Annotated in this window: 23 protein-coding genes, 1 tRNA gene and 1 pseudogene; 13 read left to right on the forward strand and 12 right to left on the reverse strand. The window is 67.4% G+C overall.

Annotated elements, in window-relative coordinates:
• Positions 1 to 19: 19 nt before the first annotated feature.
• From DW307_RS08400 to DW307_RS08410, 3 genes are read left to right on the forward strand one after another with little or no spacing between them, the layout of a single operon-like run.
• On the forward strand, positions 20 to 2,905 hold the full coding sequence (locus tag DW307_RS08400; RefSeq protein WP_136024502.1) for a YhgE/Pip domain-containing protein: 2,886 nt from the start codon (positions 20 to 22) through the stop codon (positions 2,903 to 2,905).
• Positions 2,902 to 5,082 carry a YhgE/Pip domain-containing protein gene (locus DW307_RS08405; RefSeq protein ID WP_136024503.1) on the forward strand — a complete coding sequence of 727 codons (2,181 nt, stop codon included), beginning with the start codon at positions 2,902 to 2,904 and terminating at the stop codon, positions 5,080 to 5,082. The genes DW307_RS08400 and DW307_RS08405 overlap by 4 nt, the downstream gene beginning before the upstream one ends.
• Before the next feature lie 25 nt (positions 5,083 to 5,107).
• Complete coding sequence (locus tag DW307_RS08410) at positions 5,108 to 5,725, forward strand: TetR/AcrR family transcriptional regulator (RefSeq protein ID WP_021201283.1); 618 nt, start codon at positions 5,108 to 5,110, stop codon at positions 5,723 to 5,725.
• Between the two features lie 137 nt (positions 5,726 to 5,862).
• Here DW307_RS08410 and DW307_RS08415 read toward each other — a convergent pair whose 3' ends face one another.
• From DW307_RS08415 to DW307_RS08425, 3 genes are all read right to left on the reverse strand, one after another.
• A complete protein-coding gene (locus tag DW307_RS08415) occupies positions 5,863 to 6,387 on the reverse strand; it encodes a BLUF domain-containing protein (RefSeq protein ID WP_342588934.1) in 525 nt (174 codons plus the stop codon).
• Complete coding sequence (locus DW307_RS08420; protein WP_021201285.1) at positions 6,384 to 6,638, reverse strand: hypothetical protein; 255 nt, start codon at positions 6,636 to 6,638, stop codon at positions 6,384 to 6,386. The genes DW307_RS08415 and DW307_RS08420 overlap by 4 nt, the downstream gene beginning before the upstream one ends.
• A gap of 63 nt (positions 6,639 to 6,701) precedes the next feature.
• Positions 6,702 to 7,052, reverse strand: coding sequence for a hypothetical protein (locus tag DW307_RS08425; RefSeq protein ID WP_136024505.1), 351 nt, complete (start codon positions 7,050 to 7,052; stop codon positions 6,702 to 6,704).
• Positions 7,053 to 7,190: 138 nt separating this feature from the next.
• Here DW307_RS08425 and DW307_RS08430 point away from each other — a divergent pair, with 138 nt between their 5' ends.
• The 3 genes from DW307_RS08430 to DW307_RS08440 all read left to right on the forward strand — a co-directional run bounded on the left by DW307_RS08430 (position 7,191) and on the right by DW307_RS08440 (position 9,504).
• The gene (locus DW307_RS08430; RefSeq protein ID WP_029259899.1) at positions 7,191 to 8,591 is read left to right on the forward strand and encodes a threonine/serine ThrE exporter family protein; all 1,401 of its coding nucleotides are present in this window, start codon (positions 7,191 to 7,193) and stop codon (positions 8,589 to 8,591) included.
• 291 nt (positions 8,592 to 8,882) lie between these two features.
• Positions 8,883 to 9,158, forward strand: coding sequence for a hypothetical protein (locus tag DW307_RS08435; RefSeq protein ID WP_240750580.1), 276 nt, complete (start codon positions 8,883 to 8,885; stop codon positions 9,156 to 9,158).
• Between the two features lie 127 nt (positions 9,159 to 9,285).
• Complete coding sequence (locus DW307_RS08440; RefSeq protein ID WP_136024507.1) at positions 9,286 to 9,504, forward strand: hypothetical protein; 219 nt, start codon at positions 9,286 to 9,288, stop codon at positions 9,502 to 9,504.
• Between the two features lie 141 nt (positions 9,505 to 9,645).
• Here the strand turns inward: DW307_RS08440 and DW307_RS08445 are convergent, their stop codons facing one another.
• Both DW307_RS08445 and DW307_RS08450 read right to left on the reverse strand, forming a co-directional pair.
• On the reverse strand, positions 9,646 to 9,942 hold the full coding sequence (locus DW307_RS08445) for a DUF7882 family protein (RefSeq protein WP_021201290.1): 297 nt from the start codon (positions 9,940 to 9,942) through the stop codon (positions 9,646 to 9,648).
• 87 nt (positions 9,943 to 10,029) lie between these two features.
• On the reverse strand, positions 10,030 to 10,554 hold the full coding sequence (locus DW307_RS08450; protein WP_136024508.1) for a hypothetical protein: 525 nt from the start codon (positions 10,552 to 10,554) through the stop codon (positions 10,030 to 10,032).
• A 59-nt stretch (positions 10,555 to 10,613) separates the two neighbouring features.
• On the opposite strand from DW307_RS08450, the gene DW307_RS08455 reads away from it, so the two are divergent.
• A complete protein-coding gene (locus DW307_RS08455; protein ID WP_136024509.1) occupies positions 10,614 to 11,657 on the forward strand; it encodes a hypothetical protein in 1,044 nt (347 codons plus the stop codon).
• A 31-nt stretch (positions 11,658 to 11,688) separates the two neighbouring features.
• Here DW307_RS08455 and DW307_RS08460 read toward each other — a convergent pair whose 3' ends face one another.
• The 3 genes from DW307_RS08460 to DW307_RS08470 form a co-directional block, all read right to left on the reverse strand.
• Positions 11,689 to 12,699, reverse strand: coding sequence for an alpha/beta fold hydrolase (locus DW307_RS08460; RefSeq protein WP_051668117.1), 1,011 nt, complete (start codon positions 12,697 to 12,699; stop codon positions 11,689 to 11,691).
• Positions 12,700 to 12,764: 65 nt separating this feature from the next.
• Positions 12,765 to 13,448: a type 1 glutamine amidotransferase domain-containing protein gene (locus DW307_RS08465; RefSeq protein ID WP_029267625.1), complete on the reverse strand. Its 684-nt coding sequence runs from the start codon at positions 13,446 to 13,448 to the stop codon at positions 12,765 to 12,767.
• Positions 13,445 to 14,077, reverse strand: a complete 633-nt coding sequence (locus DW307_RS08470; protein ID WP_051668120.1) for a TetR/AcrR family transcriptional regulator — start codon at positions 14,075 to 14,077, stop codon at positions 13,445 to 13,447. The genes DW307_RS08465 and DW307_RS08470 overlap by 4 nt, the downstream gene beginning before the upstream one ends.
• A gap of 94 nt (positions 14,078 to 14,171) precedes the next feature.
• On the opposite strand from DW307_RS08470, the gene DW307_RS08475 reads away from it, so the two are divergent.
• Complete coding sequence (locus DW307_RS08475) at positions 14,172 to 15,116, forward strand: NAD-dependent epimerase/dehydratase family protein (protein ID WP_136024510.1); 945 nt, start codon at positions 14,172 to 14,174, stop codon at positions 15,114 to 15,116.
• Positions 15,117 to 15,327: 211 nt separating this feature from the next.
• Positions 15,328 to 15,489 (forward strand): hypothetical protein, encoded by a 162-nt coding sequence (locus tag DW307_RS18095; RefSeq protein WP_167255440.1) that lies wholly within the window; start codon positions 15,328 to 15,330, stop codon positions 15,487 to 15,489.
• A gap of 34 nt (positions 15,490 to 15,523) precedes the next feature.
• Here the strand turns inward: DW307_RS18095 and DW307_RS08480 are convergent, their stop codons facing one another.
• Together DW307_RS08480 and DW307_RS08485 are read right to left on the reverse strand one after the other, a co-directional pair.
• Positions 15,524 to 16,561 (reverse strand): methionine synthase, encoded by a 1,038-nt coding sequence (locus tag DW307_RS08480; RefSeq protein ID WP_197020542.1) that lies wholly within the window; start codon positions 16,559 to 16,561, stop codon positions 15,524 to 15,526.
• 20 nt (positions 16,562 to 16,581) lie between these two features.
• Positions 16,582 to 17,586 carry a DUF1852 domain-containing protein gene (locus DW307_RS08485; protein WP_136024511.1) on the reverse strand — a complete coding sequence of 335 codons (1,005 nt, stop codon included), beginning with the start codon at positions 17,584 to 17,586 and terminating at the stop codon, positions 16,582 to 16,584.
• 122 nt (positions 17,587 to 17,708) lie between these two features.
• On the opposite strand from DW307_RS08485, the gene DW307_RS08490 reads away from it, so the two are divergent.
• The 3 genes from DW307_RS08490 (at position 17,709) to DW307_RS08500 (ending at position 19,420) form a co-directional block, all read left to right on the forward strand.
• Complete coding sequence (locus DW307_RS08490; RefSeq protein ID WP_021201300.1) at positions 17,709 to 18,650, forward strand: LysR family transcriptional regulator; 942 nt, start codon at positions 17,709 to 17,711, stop codon at positions 18,648 to 18,650.
• Positions 18,651 to 18,764: 114 nt separating this feature from the next.
• A complete protein-coding gene (locus DW307_RS08495) occupies positions 18,765 to 19,019 on the forward strand; it encodes a type II toxin-antitoxin system VapB family antitoxin (protein ID WP_051671150.1) in 255 nt (84 codons plus the stop codon).
• The gene (locus tag DW307_RS08500; RefSeq protein WP_136024512.1) at positions 19,016 to 19,420 is read left to right on the forward strand and encodes a PIN domain nuclease; all 405 of its coding nucleotides are present in this window, start codon (positions 19,016 to 19,018) and stop codon (positions 19,418 to 19,420) included. Before DW307_RS08495 ends, DW307_RS08500 begins: the two co-directional genes overlap by 4 nt.
• A 112-nt stretch (positions 19,421 to 19,532) precedes the next feature.
• On the opposite strand, the gene DW307_RS08505 is transcribed toward DW307_RS08500, so the two are convergent.
• Positions 19,533 to 19,623, reverse strand: a tRNA-Ser gene (locus DW307_RS08505).
• Between the two features lie 63 nt (positions 19,624 to 19,686).
• The gene (locus DW307_RS08510) at positions 19,687 to 20,733 is read right to left on the reverse strand and encodes a hypothetical protein (protein ID WP_029267671.1); all 1,047 of its coding nucleotides are present in this window, start codon (positions 20,731 to 20,733) and stop codon (positions 19,687 to 19,689) included.
• 132 nt (positions 20,734 to 20,865) lie between these two features.
• Between DW307_RS08510 and DW307_RS08515 the strand changes: the two are divergent.
• Positions 20,866 to 21,055, forward strand: a pseudogene (locus DW307_RS08515) (hypothetical protein); the annotation flags it as partial.

Here is a 21,055-nt window from a genome sequence, read left to right on the forward strand (position 1 = left end):
TAATGTGTAAACTCGTCCTGTGAAACAGAGCTGGCGGGTCTACAAGCGCGACGTCAAGAGACTCTCCCGCGTCCCCAAAGCGTGGATCATCATCATCGGGGTGCTCATCACCCCTGCCCTGTACGCATGGTTCAACATCAACGCGTTCTGGGACCCCTACGCCCACACCGCGAACATCCGCGTGGCGGTCGTCGACCTCGACGAGGGCGCCACCTCCGACCTCACCGGCCACATCGACATCGGCGCGCAGGTGACGGAGCAGCTCGAGGACAACGACCAGCTCGGCTGGACCTTCATGGGCGAAGACGAGGCCCAGGAGGCCGTGAAGAAGGGCGACGTCTACGCGGCCATCGTCATCCCCACCGCATTCAGCGAAGACCTGCTCAGCATCACCAGCGGCGACTTCACGCAACCGTCGCTGCAGTACTACGTCAACGAGAAGGCCGGGGCGATCGCGCCGAAGATCACCGACGTCGGCGCCTCCGAACTCGACAAGCAGGTCACGAGCGCGTTCAAGGAGCAGGTGGCACTCGCGGCGACGAACGCGCTCAAGGACGTCGGCGACTCCACCGAGCTGCGGCTGCTGAACGCGAGGGACAACACCCTCGATGCGTTCGACCAGGCGACACAGACACTCGCCTCGGCCCGCGAGAACCTCGCCGAGACCCAGGACGGGCTCGCCTCCTCGCGCGGCACGCTCTCGTCCGCACGGAACACGCTCGGCGACGTCGACAAGACGCTCGGCGATGTGCAGAAGTCGCTCGCCCAGACGCAGTCGATCATCGCGGAGACGCAGAAGGAGGTGATCGCGTTCAGCGACAGTGCCACCACCGCGTTCCTGCGGGGCACGACGCTGCTCGCCGACGCCTCATCGAAGGCGAACGTCTCGATCACCCGTCTCACCCAGAGCCTCGAGCAGGCGGGGGTGCGCATCGACGCCGGGATCGACGACGTCTCGAACGTGCTGAAGGCGAACGAGGCGGCGGTCGCCCGGCTGCAGGCGCTCCTGGACGACACCGACCTCAGCGAGGACACGAAGCAGCGCCTGACCGAGGTCATCGCCTCGCTGCAGCAGCGCAACGCCACCGACCAGCAGCTGCTCGCCGACCTCAAGGACCTCAAGACCGCCGCCTCCGACACGGTGCGCTCCGTTCAGGCGACAGCCGACGCGGTCGACCAGGCGATGCAGGACACCCGCGACGCCTCATCGGCGATGCGCGACATCCTCACCCGCACCGTCCCCTCACTGAACAGCGCCATGTCGCAGCTGTCGGCGAGCGTCGGATCGTTCTCAGGGGCGCTGGACGCGCAGAAGGGCGTCCTCGCACAGGCCGATCAACTGCTGGCAGGGTTGGACTCGCAACTCGTCGCCACCTCGTCGGCACTGGAGAGCTTCGACAACGACCTCGCGGGCATCGAGCAGGGTCTGCAGACGTCGCGCACCGACGTCGTCGCGGTCAACGCTGCATCCGAATGGGGCCTGCTCGGTACCCTGACCGATCTGGAACCCGAGCAGATCGCCCAGTTCATCTCCTCTCCGGTCGAGGTCGACGAGCACCTGGTGTTCCCGGTCGACACCTACGGCTCGGCGATGGCCGCGCTCTTCACGAACCTCTCGCTGTGGATCGGCTCCTTCGTGCTGATGGTGATCTTCCGCGTCGAGGTCGACACGGAGGGCGTCGAGGGCGTCACGGTGCGCGAGGCCTACTTCGGCCGCTTCTTCCTCTTCGCGACGCTCGCCGTGGGCCAGGCGCTGATCGTGTGCATCGGAAACCTCATCATCGGCGTGCAGACCGTGAGCGCCGCCGCGTTCGTCGGCACCGGTGTGCTCATCGCCCTCGCGTACGTGAGCATCATCTACGCCCTCTGCGTCGCGTTCGGGCACGTCGGCCGCGGTCTGTGCATCCTGCTGGTGATCATGCAGATCCCCGGTGCGTCCGGCCTGTACCCGATCGAGCTGATGCCCGGATTCTTCCGTGCGATCTATCCCCTCCTCCCCTTCTCCTACGGCATCGACGCCATGCGGGAGACGATCGGGGGCTTCTACGACGGCCACTACTGGCGCTTCCTCGGCGCCCTCGCCGTGTTCGTCGCCCTCGCCTTCCTCCTCGGACTCGTCCTGCGTCGCCGCCTCGCGAACTTCACCCTGCTCTTCAACCGGCAGGTGCTCTCGACCGACCTCCTCATCGGCGAGAAGGTGCAGGTCGTCGGCAGCGGATACCGGCTCACCGACGTCATCCGGGCGCTGTCGAACCGCGCCGAGTACCGCGACGACCTCGCTCGGCGGGCCGAGCCGTTCACACGCCGCTACCCGACGCTGCTGAAGGCGACAGTGCTCACGGGTGTCGCGGGGCTCGTCGTTCTCGGCGTCCTCACCTGGGCGTTCCCCGGATCGAAAGCGCTGCTGCTGGGACTGTGGACCCTCTGGATACTGCTCGTGATCGGGTTCCTCGTGGCCATCGAGTACATCAAGCACAGCTTCGAGCACGGCGCAGAGGTCGCTGCTCTCGACGACGCCGAACTGCGCCAGCTCGCTCTCGCCGGCCCTGCCGGCCCTGCAGCGGTTCTGCCACCCACGGCTGATGAGTCGTTCGCCACCGTCCCGCACGTACCGGTCGCCCCGGTCGCACCCGCTGAGGCGGATGACCGGGACACCTCCGAGGCGCCGCTCGCCGGCGCCTCGGCCGACGCACTGCTCACGGAGTGGTTCGATCCGGAAGCACAGTCGGAGACCACCGGCGACACGGAAGCGGAACCGGAGGCCGACCCCGCGGCTTCCGAGCCGACGGAGGAAGCGACCGCCACCGAGGCGGCAGACGACCCGCTCCCCCCGGAGGAAGAAGCACCCACCGCAGACGACGAGCCCGCCGACGACGAGCCCACAGAAGGGGAGGACCGCGCGTGAAGGACATCCTGCACCTGACGGCCCGCGACATGCGTCACGCGACCCAGAACGTGATGGCGTGCATCGTTCTGTTCGGCCTGGTCGTCATCCCCTCCCTGTTCACCTGGTTCAACGTCATCGCCAGCTGGGACCCGTTCGCGAACACGAAAGACCTGAAGATCGCCGTCGCCAGCACCGACGCCGGGTACGAGAGCGACCTGGTCCCGATCCGGGTGAACGTCGGCGAGCAGGTCCTCTCCCAGCTCCGCGGGAACGACCAGCTCGACTGGGTGATCACCGATGAGCACGACGCGATCGATGGGACCAAGGCGGGCGAGTACTACGCCGCCATCGTGCTGCCCGAGACGTTCAGCGCCGACATGCTGACGTTCTACGCCGACGGCGGCGACCGCACGCACATCGCGCTCTACACGAACGAGAAGAAGAACGCCCTGGCGCCGAAGATCACCGGCCAGGGCGCGGAGGGAGTGTCGTCCGCGATCAGCGACACGTTCGCCGAGACACTCGGCGACGTGGCGCTCGGCCTCGTCTCGTCGATGTCGGACTACCTCACCGATGAAGACACGCAGGCGACGCTCACGCGCATCGAGACTCGACTGGGAAGCGTGGGCGCTCAGCTGCGCTCGGGCGCGCGCACGGCCGACACGTTCACGGCCCTGCTCGAGACGAGCCGACCGCTGCTGGACAGCGCGTCGGCCCTGGTCGACGAGGCCGGCGACGCGTTCTCGGACACCTCGGGCGCTCTCGGCAGCGGAGTGGATGCGGCGAGCACGCTGAAATCGACCCTGCAGACGGCGGCGCAGTCGCTGGCGGACGCCCTCGCGGCCACATCGAACAGCTACGACGCGGTGGGCCAGCGCATCGACGAGCTCTACGCAGGTGCCGCCTCGCTCAGCGGCAGCCAGGTGCAGGCGATCACCACGCTCGCGGAGCGCGTGCAGCAGCAGATCGATCAGTATGCCGCGGTGAAGAACACGCTGGTGACGCAGGTCGGACCGAACCTTCCCGAATCCGCCCAGCCCGACTTCGACGCCGTGATCAGCCGACTCGACGAGGCGATCGCGCGGCAGCAGGCGCTGCAGCAGCGCCTGCAGACTGCGGCGACCGAGATCGCGGCCGGCAACGACTCGGCACAGAGCTCGCACCAGGAGATCACGGCGGCGATCGCCGAGGCCAAGAAGGCGATCGCCGACGCCCGGAGCACCTACGACGACGGGCTGAAGGCGCAGCTGAACGCCCTGTCGTCCACGCTCACGCAGATCGGGTCCGATGTGTCGGCGATCCGCTCCGACCTGTCCGGCATCACCTCCGGGCTGTCCGGAGCATCCGACTCCGTGCTGTCGACGCTGTCGCGAGCGCAGGAGGCCACGACGCAGCTGTCCGCATCGTTGAACGCCCTGGCCGACAGGTTCGACACCGTGCAGCAGTCGATCGCGAAGGCCGCGGACACCGGCGATCTCAGCGCGCTGATCGGCGCCGATCCGGGTGTGCTGGCCACGTCGCTCGCCGAGCCCGTGCGCCTCGATCGCACCGCGGTCTTCCCCGTGGCCGGGTTCGGTGCGGCCATGGCCCCGCTGTACATGATCCTCGCCCTGTGGGTCGGTGCCCTTCTGATGACGGTGACGATCCGCGTCGATGTGAACGCCGAGACGCTCCCCGACCGCCCCGAACTCACGCCGACGCAGAAGTACCTCGGCCGCTACGGCATCTTCGGTCTGGTCGGTCTCGCGCAGAGCACGTTGCTGACGCTCGGCCTGATCCTCTTCGTCCAGATCGAACCCGCGCATCCGCTTCTGCTGATCCTGGCCGGGTGGGCGATCTCGACCGTGTTCACGCTCATCGTGTACACGGCGGTGGTCGCGTTCGGCAACGCGGGCAAGGCGCTCGCCGTGCTGCTGCTCGTGATCCAGATCTCCGGGTCGGGCGGTGCGTACCCCCTGCAGCTGCTTCCGGACTGGTTCCAGAGCGTCAGTCCCTTCCTCCCCGCGACCTATGCCGTGAACATGGTGAGATCGGCGATCGCCGGCGTCTACCAGGCCGACTTCTGGTGGGCGCTCGGCGCACTCGCGCTGTTCATCGTTCCGGCGCTGCTCCTCGGACTCGTGCTGCGGCGGCCGTTGATGACCTACAACCGCAAACTGGTCGAGGCGCTCGCGTCGACCAAGCTGATGTCCTGATCCCCGCGCCCCCGAAGGACCCGAAGTGACCGCACCGAACCCGCCGCGTCGACGCGACGCCCTGGCCAACCGGGAGGCCCTGCTGCGCGCGGCGCAGTCGGTGCTCGCGACCAACCCCACGGCGTCGCTCGATGTCATCGCGCAGGCGGCAGGCCTCACCCGCCGCGCCGTCTACGGACACTTCGCCGACCGCGACAGCCTGCTCCGCGAGGTGATCGCGGTCGGTGCGCAGCGGTTCAACGCGATAGCCGAGACGACCGACGAGTCCGACCCCCGGGTGACCCTGGCACGGATGGCGACGCGGCTGTGGCGGGAGGCCTCCGCCGTGCGCGCCTCGGCCAACATCGCCCTCGACGATGCGCATCTGGCCGATACCGTGCTCGCCCTGGCGCCGCTGCGTCGCCGCATCCGCGATCTGACCAGCGTCGGAGTGGACTCGGGGGCGTTCCGGGGAGACATGCCGGCCGATCTGCTCGCCTTCCTCATCGAGGAGACCGCCAGAGCAACGCTGCGCGAACTGCGGCTCACCACGACCGACGCAGACTCGACCGTCGTCCGCGTGGTGCTGAGCATCGTGGGCCTCTCATGGACCGAGCAGGCCGAGCTCATCGCCGCGCACCCCGAGGTCTTCGCGCAGGACTGAACCCTGCGTCCGGGACCGAGATCTGCGACACCGAGATCTGCGACACCGAGATCTGCGCGCAGTGCGGGGCTCTGGAGCAGGGCCGAGGGGACCGTTCCGTACCGTTCCCGGCCCGGCCGGCCCGGACGCGAGACCGCTCAGACGATCGCGTCGTCGTGCCGCGGCACCCCGTCCTCATCCAGGACCTCATCCGGGTCCGTCTCCACCGACGATGAGGACCGATCATCCGCGCGCACACGGAACCAGAGCGTGAGCTCGGTCAACGCTCTCACCGCTGTGCCGACATCCGATCCCGTATCCAGATCTGCGAAGGAGTCCCGGTACCCGGTGGGAGCACTCGCGCGGCGCTGCAGTGGCCGATACCCCATGGTCCAGTCCGCGAACCGACGCTCGCGGATCGGTTCCTCCAGGAGCACCCGCAGATCATGGTGTCGGGAATCCCCTCGGATGCTCTCGAGCACGCGCGCCACGGTGTCCGGATTCCCTTCCAGCACCTGAATGAACCGCCCCTCCCGATGAAGGAGCATCCCGGTGATGCCCCGTCGAAGATTGAGACGTCGACACACGGTCAGCAGATGCTCGAGAGCCGTCGCGCGAAGCGGCTGAGACGCGGTGCTCGTGTACACCAAGGAGATCAACCCGGGTGCCGTGCCGCCGTTCACAGCGCCACCCCCTGCTCACCGTCGTGAACCGTCGGCGAGGGCTCCCCCGTCAGCTGCTCCACCGCGTTCGTGGCTGCTGCCAGCGTCGCGAAGTCGCCGAGCATACGGGACCGGGCGTCGAACGCGCGATACGCGCCGCCCGCCTGCCTGTCGACATATCCGAGGAAGTCGCCGCGGCGGCTCCCGACGTGGAAGCCCTCCTCGACGCACGCCCAGAGGACGTCATGATCAGGTGGGGCAGAGTGCGGCACCCCAGCAGAATATGCGTGCGGCGCGCTCACCGCGCTCCCCTTTACAGCGGCCCCGCGGGTGCGCTAAGCGCGGGTACCGTGCTCGATGTCGATGTCGACCGCGGGAATCCCGAATCCGCCGTCGTCCTCGTCGTCGCCGGGGGTCCGCTGCGGGAACAGGGGGTGCATGCGGATCTGGGCGGCGTCTTCGGAGAAGTCGGGGTCATCGCCGTCGGAGGTCTGCGGACCGACGAGCAGATCATTGCCGACGCCGACGATCAGGTCAGCGGAGTCCTTCTTCCCCTCCACCACGATGGGAAGCCGCAGAGCCGCCGACTCCCCTTCACTCGCGAGGGCGGCGGCGAGAGCGACGAGCGCCTCGGCGACGTCGTCCGTCGTGACCACCTGTTGGCCTGCGTACGATACGAGTTTCATGTCTCCGACGGTGCCATCACGCGGGGCAGGCCCCAAGGGGGTTGTGCGGACCACGTCCGACGCGCTAACCGCGAGCGAGTGCGCCCACGACCGGACAGCCTTCCCCCGATCACGCGCCCGGGCGGGAGAATGGAGCATATGTCCGCGAGATCCCGCCGGCCGCTGCTCTCCTCCGTGCGCCGTCTGCTGCACACCGATCCCTCGGCCGTCGCGCACACCGAGGCGATGCCCGTCATCGACGAGCGCACGGTCCCCCGGGTGCTCGATCTCGCGACCCGCATCGGCGAATCGATGTTCGCCGTCGGCGCCTCAGCACACGAGGTCACGCTCGCGATCACCCGCGTGTGCGATGCCTACGGGATGCGGGGCGTGCAGGTCGACGTCACCTACAACTCGATCACGGTGTCGTTCCATCTGAGCGGCGAGGTCTGGCCCGAGACCCTCGTGCGCGTCGTGCGTGTCACCGCTCCCGATCACGCGAAGCTGCAGCGCGTGCAGGCCCTGGTCGCCGACATCGACGGCGGCCTCGACCTCGAATCCGCGCGCACCACGTTCCGCGCCATCCGACGGGTGCCGTTCCGGTACCAGCAGCCGGTCGTGATCGTCGCGCGCGCCCTGCTCGCCGTCGGCGTCAGCATCATGCTCGGCGCCGCCCCGATCATCGTCGGTCTCACGTTCGTCGCGGCGCTGTGCGCGGCACTGACACAGGCGGGGCTCGCGCGACTCCGGGTGCCGCTGTTCTTCAGCCAGATCGCCGGAGGATTCGTGACCACGGTCGTGGCTGTCGTGGTCTCCGCGCTCGGTACCGCCGGGATCGAACCGTTCGTCGGCATCCGCCCGTCGATCATCGTCGCCTCCGGCATCGTGCTGATGCTCGCCGGCCTGACCGTGGTCGGCGCCGCGCAGGACGCGATCGACGGCTTCGCCCTCACGGCCGGCGGACGCATCCTCGATCTCACCATGCAGACCCTCGGCGTGGTGATCGGCATCCTCGTCGGCCTGGAACTCGGCGGCGTCCTGGGCTTCACCATGGACCTCCCCGACGACCCCGCGCCGTTCGGACCGCTCGTGAACCAGTTCGCCGGAGCGATCATCATCGCGGTCGCCGTAGCCGTGTTCAACGGTGCCGGCATCCGGATCATCCTCGTCAGCGCGCTGCTCAGCGCTGTCACCCTCGCCGGCTACTCGACATCGGTGGCGCTGAACCTGCACCCCGCGGCGGCGAGCGCGGTCGGTGCCCTGCTGGCGAGCTTCCTCGGGATGCTGATCGCACGCAACCTGCACGTGCCCTCGGTCGCGGTGACCACCGCCGCGATCGTGCCGCTCGTCCCGGGAGTCGCGGTGTTCCAGGGGCTGCTCGAGATGGTCCACGCGGCTGGCACCTCCACGGGCATGCTGCTCGCGGGGGGATCGCTCATCGATGCGGCGGTCATCGGCATCGGCCTGGCCTCCGGCGCCTCGCTCGGCCTCTATCTCGGCACCCCGGTGCGTGCCACGCTCGCGAGCGTGGCGAAGACGCGGGCCCGCGTCCGCCGCTGATCGGCGCCCACGGTGTTACCTGCTCGTCGAGTGCACGGGATCTCGCCGAGTGCACGGGGTGTTCGCGTCGACAGACCGTGCACTCGCGCGCAAGCCGTGCACTCGGTGAACCGCGAGCACCGTGAGCACCGCGGGTTGAGCAATATATCGGTTCGGATTACAATTCCAGTGAATTCTGGCGGGCTGAAGAGCGCCCGTAGACCGCGCGGACGCATGCACCGCGCCGCGCGGGGTGGTGCGCTCCTCGGCAGCCGATACCGGTCCACCGATGGGAGTGTTGAGTTGTTCACAATGCCCGATCCCCGATTCGAGCTGAGGAAGATCACCGATACCGAGTGGCTGATCCTCGATCACCGCTATGCCCAGAATGACTCGCGACGCACGGTCGCGTGCATCTATGAGGTCGATGCCGCGGAGGTGGAGGTCGTCTGGCTGCGAGACCTCCCGCTCGCGAGTTCGTACATGACTGCCGCCGACGTGTGGGAAGACGTCCAGCGGTTCCATGCGCCGCGCCGCGCCGGCCGACCGATCCCGATCCCGCATCATCCGCCCCTCGCGACCGCCTGACCGGGCGATCACGCTCACGCAGGCGGGATTCTCCGCTCGCTCGCGCACGCCTGTCAACGGGCAGACGTGCACGCCTCACAGGGGGCAAGACTGGGCGATCAATCCACCTCGGTGAACGGAGAACATGATGTCAGACCCGCAGGACCACACGGACGACACACCCGCAGTCGAAGCCCAAGGCATCGATCCCGACATGCCCTCGACCGACGACGGCCCCGAGACCGACGAGGAGGATGACGAGAACGACAACCTCGGTGCGGAGAAGGGCAAGGGCACCCCTCCCACGGTGCCGCCCACGGGCGGTGGCTCCGAGGGTGTTCACGCCGAGGATGCTCGACGCGACTGACCGGAGTGGAGCGCCGTTGCATGCTCCCGCTCCGGGGACGGTGACGCGGGCTTCGGGCTCGGAGAAATGGGTGCCGGGCTCGGAGAAGTGAATGGCGGACGGCGGGGACGGGAACGATCTCCGACTGTTCGCCGATCACTTTTAGCCGAGCTGATCGAGGACGAGTTCTCCGCGGGCGTTGAGGTTCTCCATCATCCGCTCGATGCGCTTGGTGTCGATCTCGGGCATCTTGGAGCCGTCGAAGGCGAGCGCCAGCGGAATCGCGGGGTGCATCCAGATGGTGAGCCGACCGGCAGGGTTCTTCTCCTCCGGCAGCCACGTCATCATGAAGCTCTCGTGTCGACGGAGCTTGGTGCCGATCACGATCTTCAGGTGCGCCAACGTCGCATCGTCGATCACGATCGGAGGCCGTGAACTGTTGTACTCGAGAGTTCCCATGCTCCGAGAATACGCGCCTCTGCGCGTCTCCGAGCCCGATGTCGACGCGTGATCGAGGCCGGACGGCCACCACCAGGCAGTCGCCTCTCAGTGTCCGTGCGCAAGCTGTTGGATCAGAACGACAACGCTGCCGAGCGCAACGAGGATTCCGAGCGCGATGGCCTGTTTCCACCATGGAGCGTCGGTCCGGCGTACGGCCACGTAGCCGATCAGTCCGAGGATCGCGACGTAGGTGATCGATGCGATCGTGAGAGCGGTTCCCAGATCGATCCACCCCAGTACAGCGAGGAGAAGGACGAGGAGAGGCACCGCCGCCGAAGCCATCGCCGTCCCGGTCAGACGAAGGAGTCGGCCGAACTCCCGGCGGTCAGGGAAGGTCGCATGCACGGCCAGGTGCGCCAGCAGCTCCGCGACGAATCCGGCGATGGCGATCGCGACGATTCCGACGAGGAGCGTGATGGTCGCGCGACCGGCGTCGGTGTGGGCGACGTTCGAGTTCTGGACGAGCACGATGGCGAGCCCCGTGAACGTGGCATAGACCCGCTCCTTGATCGACGCGGTGTCCACCCCCACCTCCTCGTCGTGGGTGCGCCCGTCGTCGGAAAACCGCATGCGCCGCAGATTATCAGCCATCCCCCGCGGGCCCATGTCGGATGTCGTAGCCTCGACGCATGGTGAGTCCCAGCGACAGCGCGGTCGTCGAAGCCCGGTCTGCTCCGCGGACCACGGCCGGACGTTCGCTGGCGGTGATCGGACTGACGATCCCGCTCATGCTTCTGATCGACTACGCGGTGTCCTACGCAACGGTCGTCGCGCTCTTCGGCGGTCTGCCGTTCGTCCTGATAGCGGCGATCCTCGTCGCGTTCGCCGTGCTCGCAGGCGGTATCGCGCTCCTGAGCACGGCGTTCACGGGACGGCCGGCGATCCTCGGCGGAGTGGTCGCTGCCGGGGTGCTCACGTGCGCGGGGGCGTTCGGCCTCGTGCACGGCATCCTCGGTCCCCTGGCTCTTCAGACCGATGCCCTGCTGCATGTCGCGGTGTGTGCTCTCGCGGCTCTCACGTTGGGAATCTTCCTCGGGCCGATGCCGCTGCGGGTCGCGGGCGCGGTGTCCGCCGCGGCGCTGGTGGCCGTGCTGGCCCTCGTCCCGACACCGACCGAGACCGCGGCCGTCGATCGCGCGAATGCCGAGGCCGACCGTTCGGCCGAGGTGAAGGCGAGCTGGATGAGGTCGGGGAAGTTCCCGCTCGTGACCGACCTCGCCGGGTGGTCGAACGTCGAAGTCAGAGCGACCGGGACGGATGCCGCCACCTGGGTGCGCAGTGACACCGGCTCCGTCGCACGCATCATCATCCAGTGGAACGCGGTCGAACCCGACCCCCTCGCGCCGTGCAACTTCATCGGCGGACCCGGACGGGAGTGGGATCGGGGTCCCGACCAGCTGCCGTCGTGGTGCGTGCGCACAGGCGACCAGTGGTCGCGGTCAGACGGTACTGCCGTCTACAGCTACGACGCGGGCACCGGCACCACGATGTGGATCATGGCGTTCGGCGGGTACGACGCCGAACGTGTCGGCGGATCGAACGCTGCGACCGCGGAGGACATCGCCGCTCTGATCCCGTCGCTGCACCCGATGAGCCGGGAGGACGCGGAGCGCTACCTGCTTCCGACGTTCGACGGCATCGACAGCCCCGAGGTGCAGACGCCCGACCTGTGAGTCGACGTCACGCGTGAACCCCGCCGCCCGTTCAGGCGGAAGGCGCATGGGGCAGTGCCAGATCCACGAGGCTCACGACGAACTTCCCCGGCTCCTCGAACATGCACAGGTGTGCGGAGTTCTCGAACCAGACGACGTCCACCGACGGCGCCGACACCTCGTCGATCCAGCGCTCCACCGGAGCCGTCGGCGTTGTCCAGTCATGGCGTCCGAGGAACTGCAGCATCGGCACCGCGAACGAGGTCTTCGCACGAGCGTCGAAGGACAGCAGCGCCGGAAGCACGTGGGGCATGGTCACCTGTTGTCCGACGCCGACCAATGCCCGCTCATCAGCCGTGTAATACGGCGACAGCCCGGCCGCGTCCGTGAAGTAGGCGAAGTCCGAGCGGTAGGCGGAGAGTCCGCCGTAGTGCTGCGCCCATCTCCGGCACGTCACGATGCGCTCGATCGTGAGAGGCTGCGTGCCGGGATACTCGCCGAGCGACTGCAGTTCGGCGATGGCCTGCTCATTCCCGTCCGTGAGTGCGCTGCGCATCGCGAAACCGAAGCTCTCGGCCTCGTTCTCCGGACCGGAGATCACCTGCCCGACCCCGATGTAGGCCCAGAGCAGGTCCGGCCGCCGCTCCGCCAGGGTGAGGCCGATGATCGTTCCCCAGCTGTGCCCGAGCACGCCGACCGTGCTCACCCCGAGTTCATGCCGGAGCCAGGCGATCAGTTCCTCGAGGTCTTCGACGTACCGCTCGACGCTCAGATCCATCCCGTCGTGCGCCCCCGCCGCAGACCTCCCACTGGCGCGCTGGTCGTAGTTCACGACGGTGAAGTAGTCCTCGACCGCGCGTTGCCAGATCCACGATGACGGCAGCGAAGGGAGGGCCGGGCCGCCATGGCAGACGATGAGCACAGGGTTGCGGGTATCGCGCCCTCGAATCGAGACGAACTGCTCGACGCCGCCGAGCTCGACGAAGGTCGTGCGATCGATCGCTTCGGGATTCGGGAGGCGGCAGAGATCGGCGATCACTGCGGGACCGTTTTCGTCGGTCATGCCGTCACACTAGCGAGACGTGGGTACGGTCTTCCCTCTCGCCGCCCTCTCGCTCGCCGACGCGTTCAGAGCAGTGCGGCGACCTTCTCTGCCGTCTCCTTCGCGGAGCCGGGGTTCTGGCCCGTGACGAGATTCCCATCGACGACGGCATAGGAGACGAACGGCAGCAGCGCCTTCTCGTACAGGGCGCCGCGCTTCTTCATCTCCTCCTCCGCGTTGTACGGCACGAGCTTGTCCACACGGGCCAGCACCTCCTCTTGCCAGGCGAAGCCGGTGACCTTGCGACCGTCGACAAGGAGAGAGCCGTCCGAGAGTCGCGTGTTGAGCAGACCGCAGTAGCCATGGCAGACCGAGGACACGATCCCTCCCCGCTCCCAGATCTCCCGTGTGATCCGCTGCAGGCCTTCACTCTCCGGGAAGTCGTACATCACCGCGTGACCCCCGGTGAAGAAGATCGCGTCGTAGTCGGCGGAATCGACGTGGTCGGGCCGCAGAGTGGTCGCCAGCAACGCCATGCGTGCGGGGTCGGCACGCCATGCCTTCGCGGTCTTGTCGTAGTTGGGGAACTTCAGCGACCGGGGCTCCAGCGGCGAGGGCCCGCCAGCCGGACTGACGATCCGCTGCTCGAAACCTCGCTCCTCGAAAACCTCCCATGCATGGGTGAGTTCCGACAACCAGAGCCCGGTGGGGTGGTCGGGGTCGTCGTAGTGTCCGACGTTGGTGACGACGTGCAGGATGCGTCTGGTCATGCGAGTCTCCCGGGGATCGAATCGACCGCCGATGGCGGTGCCGCACGGGTGGCGATCGCGAAGATCGCGGCAACGGACGACCGCACCCGCTCAGCCACCGCTTCGGCGGGTTCGGGACGGAACTTGCCGTCGAGGTGCAGGAAGGCGAGGCCGTGGGCCATGCTCCACAGAGCCGTGGACAGGCTCGGTGCGTCAGCCCCGGGGAACAGCGCTTCGATCACGTCATTCAACACGGCGTGCAACCCATGGGACGCCCGCACACGGTCGCTGTCGGATTCGTCGCATTCGTTGCCGAACATCAGCCGGAAGACCGCGGGACGACGCAAGGCGAAGGTCACATAGGCGATTCCGAGCTGCGTGATGACGGCGGGCGCCGGCGAGGCGGCGGGGACTCGGTCCAGAGCGGAGGCGAGGTCGGCCTGCAGGTCCTTGAAACCTTCGACCGCGACGGCGGAGTCCAAGGCCTCCCGGTCGGCGAAGTGCCGATACGGGGCGGCCGGCGAGACCCCCGCCCGACGCGCGACGGCGCGAAGCGAAAACGGCTCCCCGGCCTCGAGAGCCTGTATCGCCGCATCCAGAAGAGCTGCACGGAGATCGCCGTGATGGTAGGTCTTCTCAGAAGTTGACACCGATAACATCCCCTCGTACGATCATGTAAGCAGTGTAAACATACCGTGTCGGATATCGCAATCGAAACGCCGCAATCGAAAGTCGAGTCGAGGAATGCAGACCATACTGGGCGCGAACGGACAGATCGCCGTGGAACTCGCACGCGAGCTGAACCGGAACCACACGTCCGACCTCAGACTCGTCAGCCGCAACCCCCGCAAGGTCAACTCCACCGACACCCTCGTACGAGCGGATCTTCTCGACGCCGTACAGACCGCCGCCGCGGTCGACGGCAGCGACGTCGTCTACTTCACCGCCGGCCTGCCCGCAGACACCGAGCTGTGGGAACGGCAGTTCCCGACGATGGTGAGGAACGCCCTCGACGCGGCCCGCGCCGCCGGCGCGAGTTTCGCCTACTTCGACAACACCTACATGTACCCGCAGGATGACCGGCTGCAGACCGAGGACACGCCCTTCGAACCGGTCGGCCCGAAGGGCAGGGTGCGTGCGGCGATGGCGTCGATGGTGCTCGACGAGATGGCGCGCGGCGACATCCCCGTGCTGATCGCCCGCGCGCCGGAGTTCTACGGCCCCGGGCGAACGCAGAGCTTCACGAACGCGCTCGTCATCGACAGGATCAAGAGCGGCAAACGTCCGCTCGTACCGGTGCGCGACGACCGGCAGCGCACTCTGATCTGGACGCCGGACGCGAGTCGTGCCCTCGCGACGCTGGGCAACGCCGCCGATACCTTTCACCAGACGTGGCACCTCCCCACAGACTCCGACCGTCCCACCTATCGGCAGTTCGTCGCCATGGCAGAGTCCGCCTTCGGTCGACCAGCCGGGTCCGGGTACACCGTCGTCCCGAAGTGGGCGCTGAGCGCGGCCGGTCTCGCGTCTCGCCAGGCGCGTGAGATCAGAGAGCTCCTGCCGCGGTACGAGCACGACAACAGGTTCGACTCATCGAAGTTCGTCGCGCGATTCCCGGAGTTCGAGGTCACGAGCTACCGTCGCGGCGTCGACATCATCCACGAAGAAGCGGTCGCGTCGAGCTTCTGACGGGGCGACGCTTACCGCCCGCTCGTCGGTGCCACGGGCTCGTGGACGTCCCTACGCGTTCAACCGCGCCTCATCCCGGAACTCGACCGCACTCACACGGTGAGTCCGCCATCACGATTCACCGATCCGAGAGCGATTCATCGCCGCGGTCAACCCCCTGACGCTCCCCCTCCGTCAGGAGTAGCTTCACGACCGAACGAAGGAGACGGATATGAGCGACCCGAAGAACACGCAGGGCACACCGGGCCCCGACGAAGAAGCTGACACCGCATCGGGCGGCGCTCCCGACGACGGTCCCGACACCGAAGAGGTGCTCGAGGCGGAGACGACCGACGAGAACGGGAAGCCGCTCGAGAACCCGTCCGGGGGGTGACCGATCGGGCCGGAGCCGCCTCCTCGCCGGAGCCTCAGACCCTTGCGGGCACGAGCTCGTCGCGAAGGATGGCGGCTCCCGCGCTGAGTGCTCGGAGCTTGCCACGCGCGACGTCACGCGACACCGGAGCCATGCCGCAGTTCGTGCTCGGGATGAGCTTGTCGGCGTCGACGAATCGGAGGGCGTTGCGGAGGGTGTCGGCGACCTCGTCCGGGGTCTCGATGGTCGGGCTGGCCACGTCGATGGCCCCGAGCATGACGTTCTTTCCTCGAATGAGCTCGATGAGGTCCAGAGGAACGTGCGAGTGGTGGCTCTCCAGTGAGACGGTGTCGATGATCGAGCGCTGCAGAAGCGGGAAGGACTTCTCGTACTGCCGCCATTCCGCGCCGAGGGTCGCCTTCCAGTCGGTGTTCGCCTTGATCCCGTATCCGTAGCAGATGTGCACCACGGTCTCCGCGCGCAGTCCTTCCGCCGCTCGCTCGAGCACCGCCACGCCCCAGTCCTGCACATCGTCGAAGAAGACGTTGAATGCCGGCTCGTCGAACTGGATGATGTCGACCCCGGCTGCTTCGAGCTCCTTCGCCTCCTGGTTGAGGATGGTCGCGAACTCCCACGCCAGCTTCTCTCGGCTCTTGTAGTGACGATCGTAGAGAGTGTCGATCATCGTCATCGGGCCGGGCAGCGCCCACTTGATCGGCTGATCGGTCTGCTGACGCAGGAACTTCGCATCCTCCACGAACACGGACTTCTCGCGGCTCACGGCCCCGACCACCGTCGGCACGCTGGCGTCATACCGGTCGCGGATCCGCACGGTCTCGCGCTGGTCGAAGTCGACGCCGGAGAGGTGCTCGATGAACGTGGTGACGAAGTGCTGTCGGGTCTGCTCCCCGTCGCTGATGATGTCGATGCCGGCCTCGCGCTGCTCTTGGACGGCGATGCGCAGAGCATCCTGCGTACCCTCGATCAAGGCGTCGCCCTGCAGTTTCCACGGAGACCAGAGCGTCTCCGGCTCGGCCAGCCAGGAGGGCTTCGGCAGACTGCCGACGATCGAGGTGGGGAGCAGCTCGCGCACGATCGGCGATCTCTGGTTCGTCATCCGACGGCCACCAGGGATGCGGCGGAGGTGCCGGCGGCCCACTGCTCGAGCAGCTCACCGTGCGGGGTCATGAGGTGCGCATCGGCGTACTGCCCCTGCTCGGCCGCGAGCCGGCTGCGCTCCTCCCGGTCGTAGGCGATCTTGGTCACGGAGTAGTCCTGCTGTTCCAGAGTCGGCCGGTAGATGCTCGCGGCCTCGGAGTTCGCGTTGTAGATCTCCGGACGGTAGATCTTCTGGAACGTCTCCATCGTGCTGATCGTGCCGATGAGCTGGAGGTTGGTGTAGTCGCTCAGCAGGTCCCCGCGGAAGTAGAAGGCCAGCGGGGCCACGCTGCCTCGCGGCATGAAGTACCGGACCGAGAGGCCCATCTTGCCGAAGTACTCGTCGGTCAGCGAGCCGTCCTTCTGCTCGTACTCGACACCGAGGATGGGGTGGTGGTTCTCGGTGCGGCGGTACGTCTTGCTCGTCGAGACGCTGATGCAGATGACGGGCGACAGCGAGAAGCGCTCCCGGTAGGCCTCGGAATCGAGGAAGTGCTGGAAGAGCTTGCCGTGCAGGTCGCCGAAGTCGTCGGGGACGGCGAAACCACCCGCGGCCTCGCTGGCCGCCGGCAACCGCACACTGAAGTCGAAGTCGCGGATGTACGACGAGAAGTTGTTGCCCACGATCCCCTGGGTGCGCGTGCCCGTCAACCGGTCGACGATGGTCACCTCCAGCACCTCGAGAAGAGGGAACTCCCGATCCTCCCCCTCCGTGGCGAACTGGATCGCGACCGAGACGATCTCGAGTTCGAGGGTGTAGCGGTCACGGCTCGGGTTGTCCCAGTGCGCCAGATCGTTGAACCGCCGGTCGATCATCGTCAGTGCGTTGCGGAGGTTCTGCTGACGGTGCTCGCCGCGCGCCAGATTGGCGAAGTTCGTGGTGATGCGGGAGTCCTCGGAGGGCGAGTAGTCCTCGTCGAAACGGGTCGTCGTGATGCGGAACGTGAATTCGGATGCCATGAGCGGCCAATCGGTGGGATGATCGGCCGGGCTCGGCCTCGATCGGGGGTTTCTCCATGATGACGAGTGCGGGCGCCCATCGGGTAATGTGCGCGAACTATGCCGTGACATAGGCTGAATCTATGGCCAAGCGATCGAGCGGCATCACCCTGCAACAGCTCACCTACTACATCGAGGTCGCTGCGGAGGGATCGATCAGCGCCGCCGCCGACCTGCTCTACGTCGCCCAGCCCACCATGTCGGCGGCGATGAAGGATCTGGAGAGCAGGGTGGGGCGCGTGCTCCTCCTCCGCTCCGCCCGCGGCGTGACGCTCACGACCGACGGTGTGGAGTTCCTCGGGTACGCCCGGCAGGTCGTCGAGCAGGTCGCGCTCCTCGAACAGCGCTACCTCGGTCGTCCGCCGTCGCGACGCCTGCTCGGAGTGTCGACCCAGCACTACTCGTTCGCTGTCGACGCGTTGGTGCGGATGGTGAAGGCGACCTCGGCTGCCGAGTACGAGTTCTCGCTGCGGGAGACGCGGACGTGGGACATCATCGAAGACGTCCGCACGCTCCGCAGCGAGCTGGGGATCCTCTACCGGAACGACTTCAACCGCAACGTGATCGACAAGCTGCTCCGCGATTCCGGGCTCGCCTTCCACCCGCTCTTCGTCGCACAGCCGCACATCTTCATCTCCCGCAAGAACCCCCTTGCCACCCGAGATCGCGTGACCCTCGACGATCTCGCCGACGTGCCGAGGCTCACCTTCGACCAGGGTGCGAACAACTCCTTCTACTTCGCCGAGGAGATCCTCTCCACCCTCTCCAGCCCCCAGGACATCCGCGTCTCCGACCGCGCGACCATCTTCAACCTGATGATCGGCCTCGACGGCTACACCATCTCGACGGGCATCATCAGCGACGACCTCGACCCCGAGATCGTCGCCATCCCGCTCGACGTCGACGAGAACATCGAGATCGGCTGGATCGGGCATGCGGCGATCCCCCTCACCGAGCAGGCACAGCGCTACCTCGCCGAACTGCGCACGGTGGTCTCCGAGTTCGGGGTGGAGTTGCTCGGCTGAGGGGTACGCCTCCGGGGGGAGAGGAGCTCCGCTCCACAGGGCACCGAGAGATCGTGCCCCCCGCCAAAGATTCTTATACAATGGCTTATACAGAGCTTCCGCGAAGGAGGAGCCATGGCCGTCACATCGATTGACATCGACCCCGACGAGCTTCAGCAGGCCAAGAAGCTTGCCGGCACGACCTCCAACCGCGAGACGGTGGATCTCGCGCTGCGCACGCTCATCGCGGTGCGCCGCCAGCCCGCCGCCGTGGAGCGCATCATCGCTCGCCACTTCGACACTGACCAGATCGACGCGCCGACGATCGCTCCGGACACGGGTCCGGATCCCGACAAGAGCGCTCCCCGGGAGAAGAGCACCGTTCGGTGACCACTTACCTCGTCGACAACAGCATCTGGCAGAAGGCAGGCAGGAGCACGGCGATCGGCGACAGGCTCCGGGCCCTGTCGCCGAATCACCTGATCATCACGTGCCCGCCGCAGGTCCTCGAGTACTGCCACTCCGCGCGCAATGCGAAGGAGTACGCAGAGTTGCGTGCGGACATGGAGGGGCTGCTCCCCGCGTGGGAACACCCCGACGAGCGTGACGCCCTCGACCTTCAGCACGCGCTGTGGGACACAGGGCTCATGAGAGCAGCCGCAGCCTTCGACTGCCTCATCGCCGCATACGCGGTCGCCAACGACGCAGTGATCCTGAACTCGGACCAGGATTTCGGGTACATAGAGATGGCGACTGAGGGACGAGTCCGCCAGGAGTACGTCGCGGCCTGAGGTCAGCCACATGTGAGCGTGCGGCGCCATCGAACTTCCAGGCAAGAGCGCTCGCTCTCGGGAGAGCCCCGTGATGACACGGAAAAGCCCCCTCACTCGGAGGGGGCTTCCATGGCGGTGACGGTGGGATTTGAACCCACGGTAGGGGGTTACCCTACACAACTTTTCGAGAGTTGCACCTTCGGCCGCTCGGACACGTCACCGCGGAATAGCTTACGCGACGCGGGGCCCGCACGCGAATCGAGACCCGCACACCGCCCCGCATGTCACCAGGCGGCGGCGACCTCGGCGTGCGTGCGCAGGATGCCCTCGGTCGATCCCGCGGGCGCGCGCCCGATGCCGCACTCGGTCGCGACCCCGAACTCGGTGGCGAACGGAGTCGCGGCGGCGACGCGACGGGCGGCGCCCTCCACCCCGTCCTCGCGGTGCACGAGGCCCAGGTAGAGCTCGCCGACCGGGGCGAGGCCTGTGAGCGGGGCGAAGTAGGCCTCGTCGTCGTGGTCGATCGGCACCGGCAGGTGCAGCCACGTGAGCGGACGGGCGGATGCCGCCACCACGGCGTTCGCGTACCGGACCAGGTTCGCGGCGTCGCGCGGCTCGAAGAAGTGCTTCTCCCCCGCGTCGCCGTAGCAGAGGTGCACACCCACCTCGACGTCGGCGGGCACCGCGTCGACCAGTGCGGCCAGGCGCGAGACCAGACCGTCGAACGGGTCGCCGGGCCACCACGCCTCCATGACCGCTCCGTAGCCCGCGGCGCGCTCGATGATGCCCATCTCGCTCGCGACGTCCCACTGCACCGCGAGGTCCTCGTGCGGGATGGCCTCGAGGATCTCGTCGAGCTCGCGCAGGATCGCGGCGGTGTAGACGGGCTCGATCGCGGCGCGGTCATCGCCGTGGAAGAAGGAGGAGATCACGGCGAGCGGCGTCGGCAGCGACACCTGGAACCGCACGCCGCCGGGCACCGTGCCCTCGGCCCGCAGCCGCTCGAACACCGCATACGACTCGATCGCGGCGGCGGCGTACCCCAGCGGCGGCATCTCGATGCTCGCAGCATCCACTCCCTCGGCGATGCGCAGGCCGCGGGCGTCGATGCCGGCGGGGAACGGGATGGGTTCGTCGCCTGTGCGCTCGATGCCCTCGGCCTCACCGATCACGTCGGGCTGGAACATGATCCAGTGGAACCGTTTGCCGACCTCGCCGTCCGGAATGCGACGGAGCCGGGTGCCGAGCAGTTCCGCAGCGGTGCGGATCGTGGTCTCGGCATCGTCGTAATTCACGCTGCCCACGAGGAGGGCACCCTGCGGCTGAGTCATACCCCTCAGGATATCGACGCTCCCGTCGGGCCTTTTCCCCGGCGAGACCCCCACGCTGCGATGGGCATTCGAGTTAGGATGGCCTAAGAACCCGCCGCCTGTGGGGGCAGCGATGACGGGAAGGTATTCATCATGGGCTTCATCACGTCCGAGGCGCTGTCCGAGACCGGCTACGTGGTCCTCGACGACCACACCTCCGCCACAGATCCCGCCGAATGGTTGGGCCTGGAGTACGTCGGCTGGCGCTCCTCCGGCATCACGCGCTTCGCCCCGCTCACCAGCTATGCCGGCGACGTCGACTGCAACGGCTTCTGGAACCACA

Origin of the sequence: Microbacterium sp. K27, assembly GCF_004794435.1 — a bacterium.
GTDB lineage: Bacteria > Actinomycetota > Actinomycetes > Actinomycetales > Microbacteriaceae > Microbacterium > Microbacterium maritypicum_A.

Bases quoted from the DNA above. Each gene is read 5' to 3' on its own strand.
- DW307_RS08510 (WP_029267671.1), bottom strand. From the start codon at position 20,733: ATGACTCAGCCGCAGGGTGCCCTCCTCGTGGGCAGCGTGAATTACGAC.
- DW307_RS08460 (WP_051668117.1), bottom strand. From the start codon at position 12,699: ATGACCGACGAAAACGGTCCCGCAGTGATCGCCGATCTCTGCCGCCTC.
- DW307_RS08455 (WP_136024509.1), top strand. From the start codon at position 10,614: ATGGTGAGTCCCAGCGACAGCGCGGTCGTCGAAGCCCGGTCTGCTCCG.
- DW307_RS08485 (WP_136024511.1), bottom strand. From the start codon at position 17,586: ATGGCATCCGAATTCACGTTCCGCATCACGACGACCCGTTTCGACGAG.
- DW307_RS08430 (WP_029259899.1), top strand. From the start codon at position 7,191: ATGTCCGCGAGATCCCGCCGGCCGCTGCTCTCCTCCGTGCGCCGTCTG.
- DW307_RS08425 (WP_136024505.1), bottom strand. From the start codon at position 7,052: ATGAAACTCGTATCGTACGCAGGCCAACAGGTGGTCACGACGGACGAC.
- DW307_RS18095 (WP_167255440.1), top strand. From the start codon at position 15,328: ATGAGCGACCCGAAGAACACGCAGGGCACACCGGGCCCCGACGAAGAA.
- DW307_RS08435 (WP_240750580.1), top strand. From the start codon at position 8,883: ATGCCCGATCCCCGATTCGAGCTGAGGAAGATCACCGATACCGAGTGG.
- DW307_RS08490 (WP_021201300.1), top strand. From the start codon at position 17,709: ATGGCCAAGCGATCGAGCGGCATCACCCTGCAACAGCTCACCTACTAC.
- DW307_RS08495 (WP_051671150.1), top strand. From the start codon at position 18,765: ATGGCCGTCACATCGATTGACATCGACCCCGACGAGCTTCAGCAGGCC.
- DW307_RS08475 (WP_136024510.1), top strand. From the start codon at position 14,172: ATGCAGACCATACTGGGCGCGAACGGACAGATCGCCGTGGAACTCGCA.
- DW307_RS08440 (WP_136024507.1), top strand. From the start codon at position 9,286: ATGTCAGACCCGCAGGACCACACGGACGACACACCCGCAGTCGAAGCC.
- DW307_RS08450 (WP_136024508.1), bottom strand. From the start codon at position 10,554: ATGCGGTTTTCCGACGACGGGCGCACCCACGACGAGGAGGTGGGGGTG.
- DW307_RS08465 (WP_029267625.1), bottom strand. From the start codon at position 13,448: ATGACCAGACGCATCCTGCACGTCGTCACCAACGTCGGACACTACGAC.
- DW307_RS08445 (WP_021201290.1), bottom strand. From the start codon at position 9,942: ATGGGAACTCTCGAGTACAACAGTTCACGGCCTCCGATCGTGATCGAC.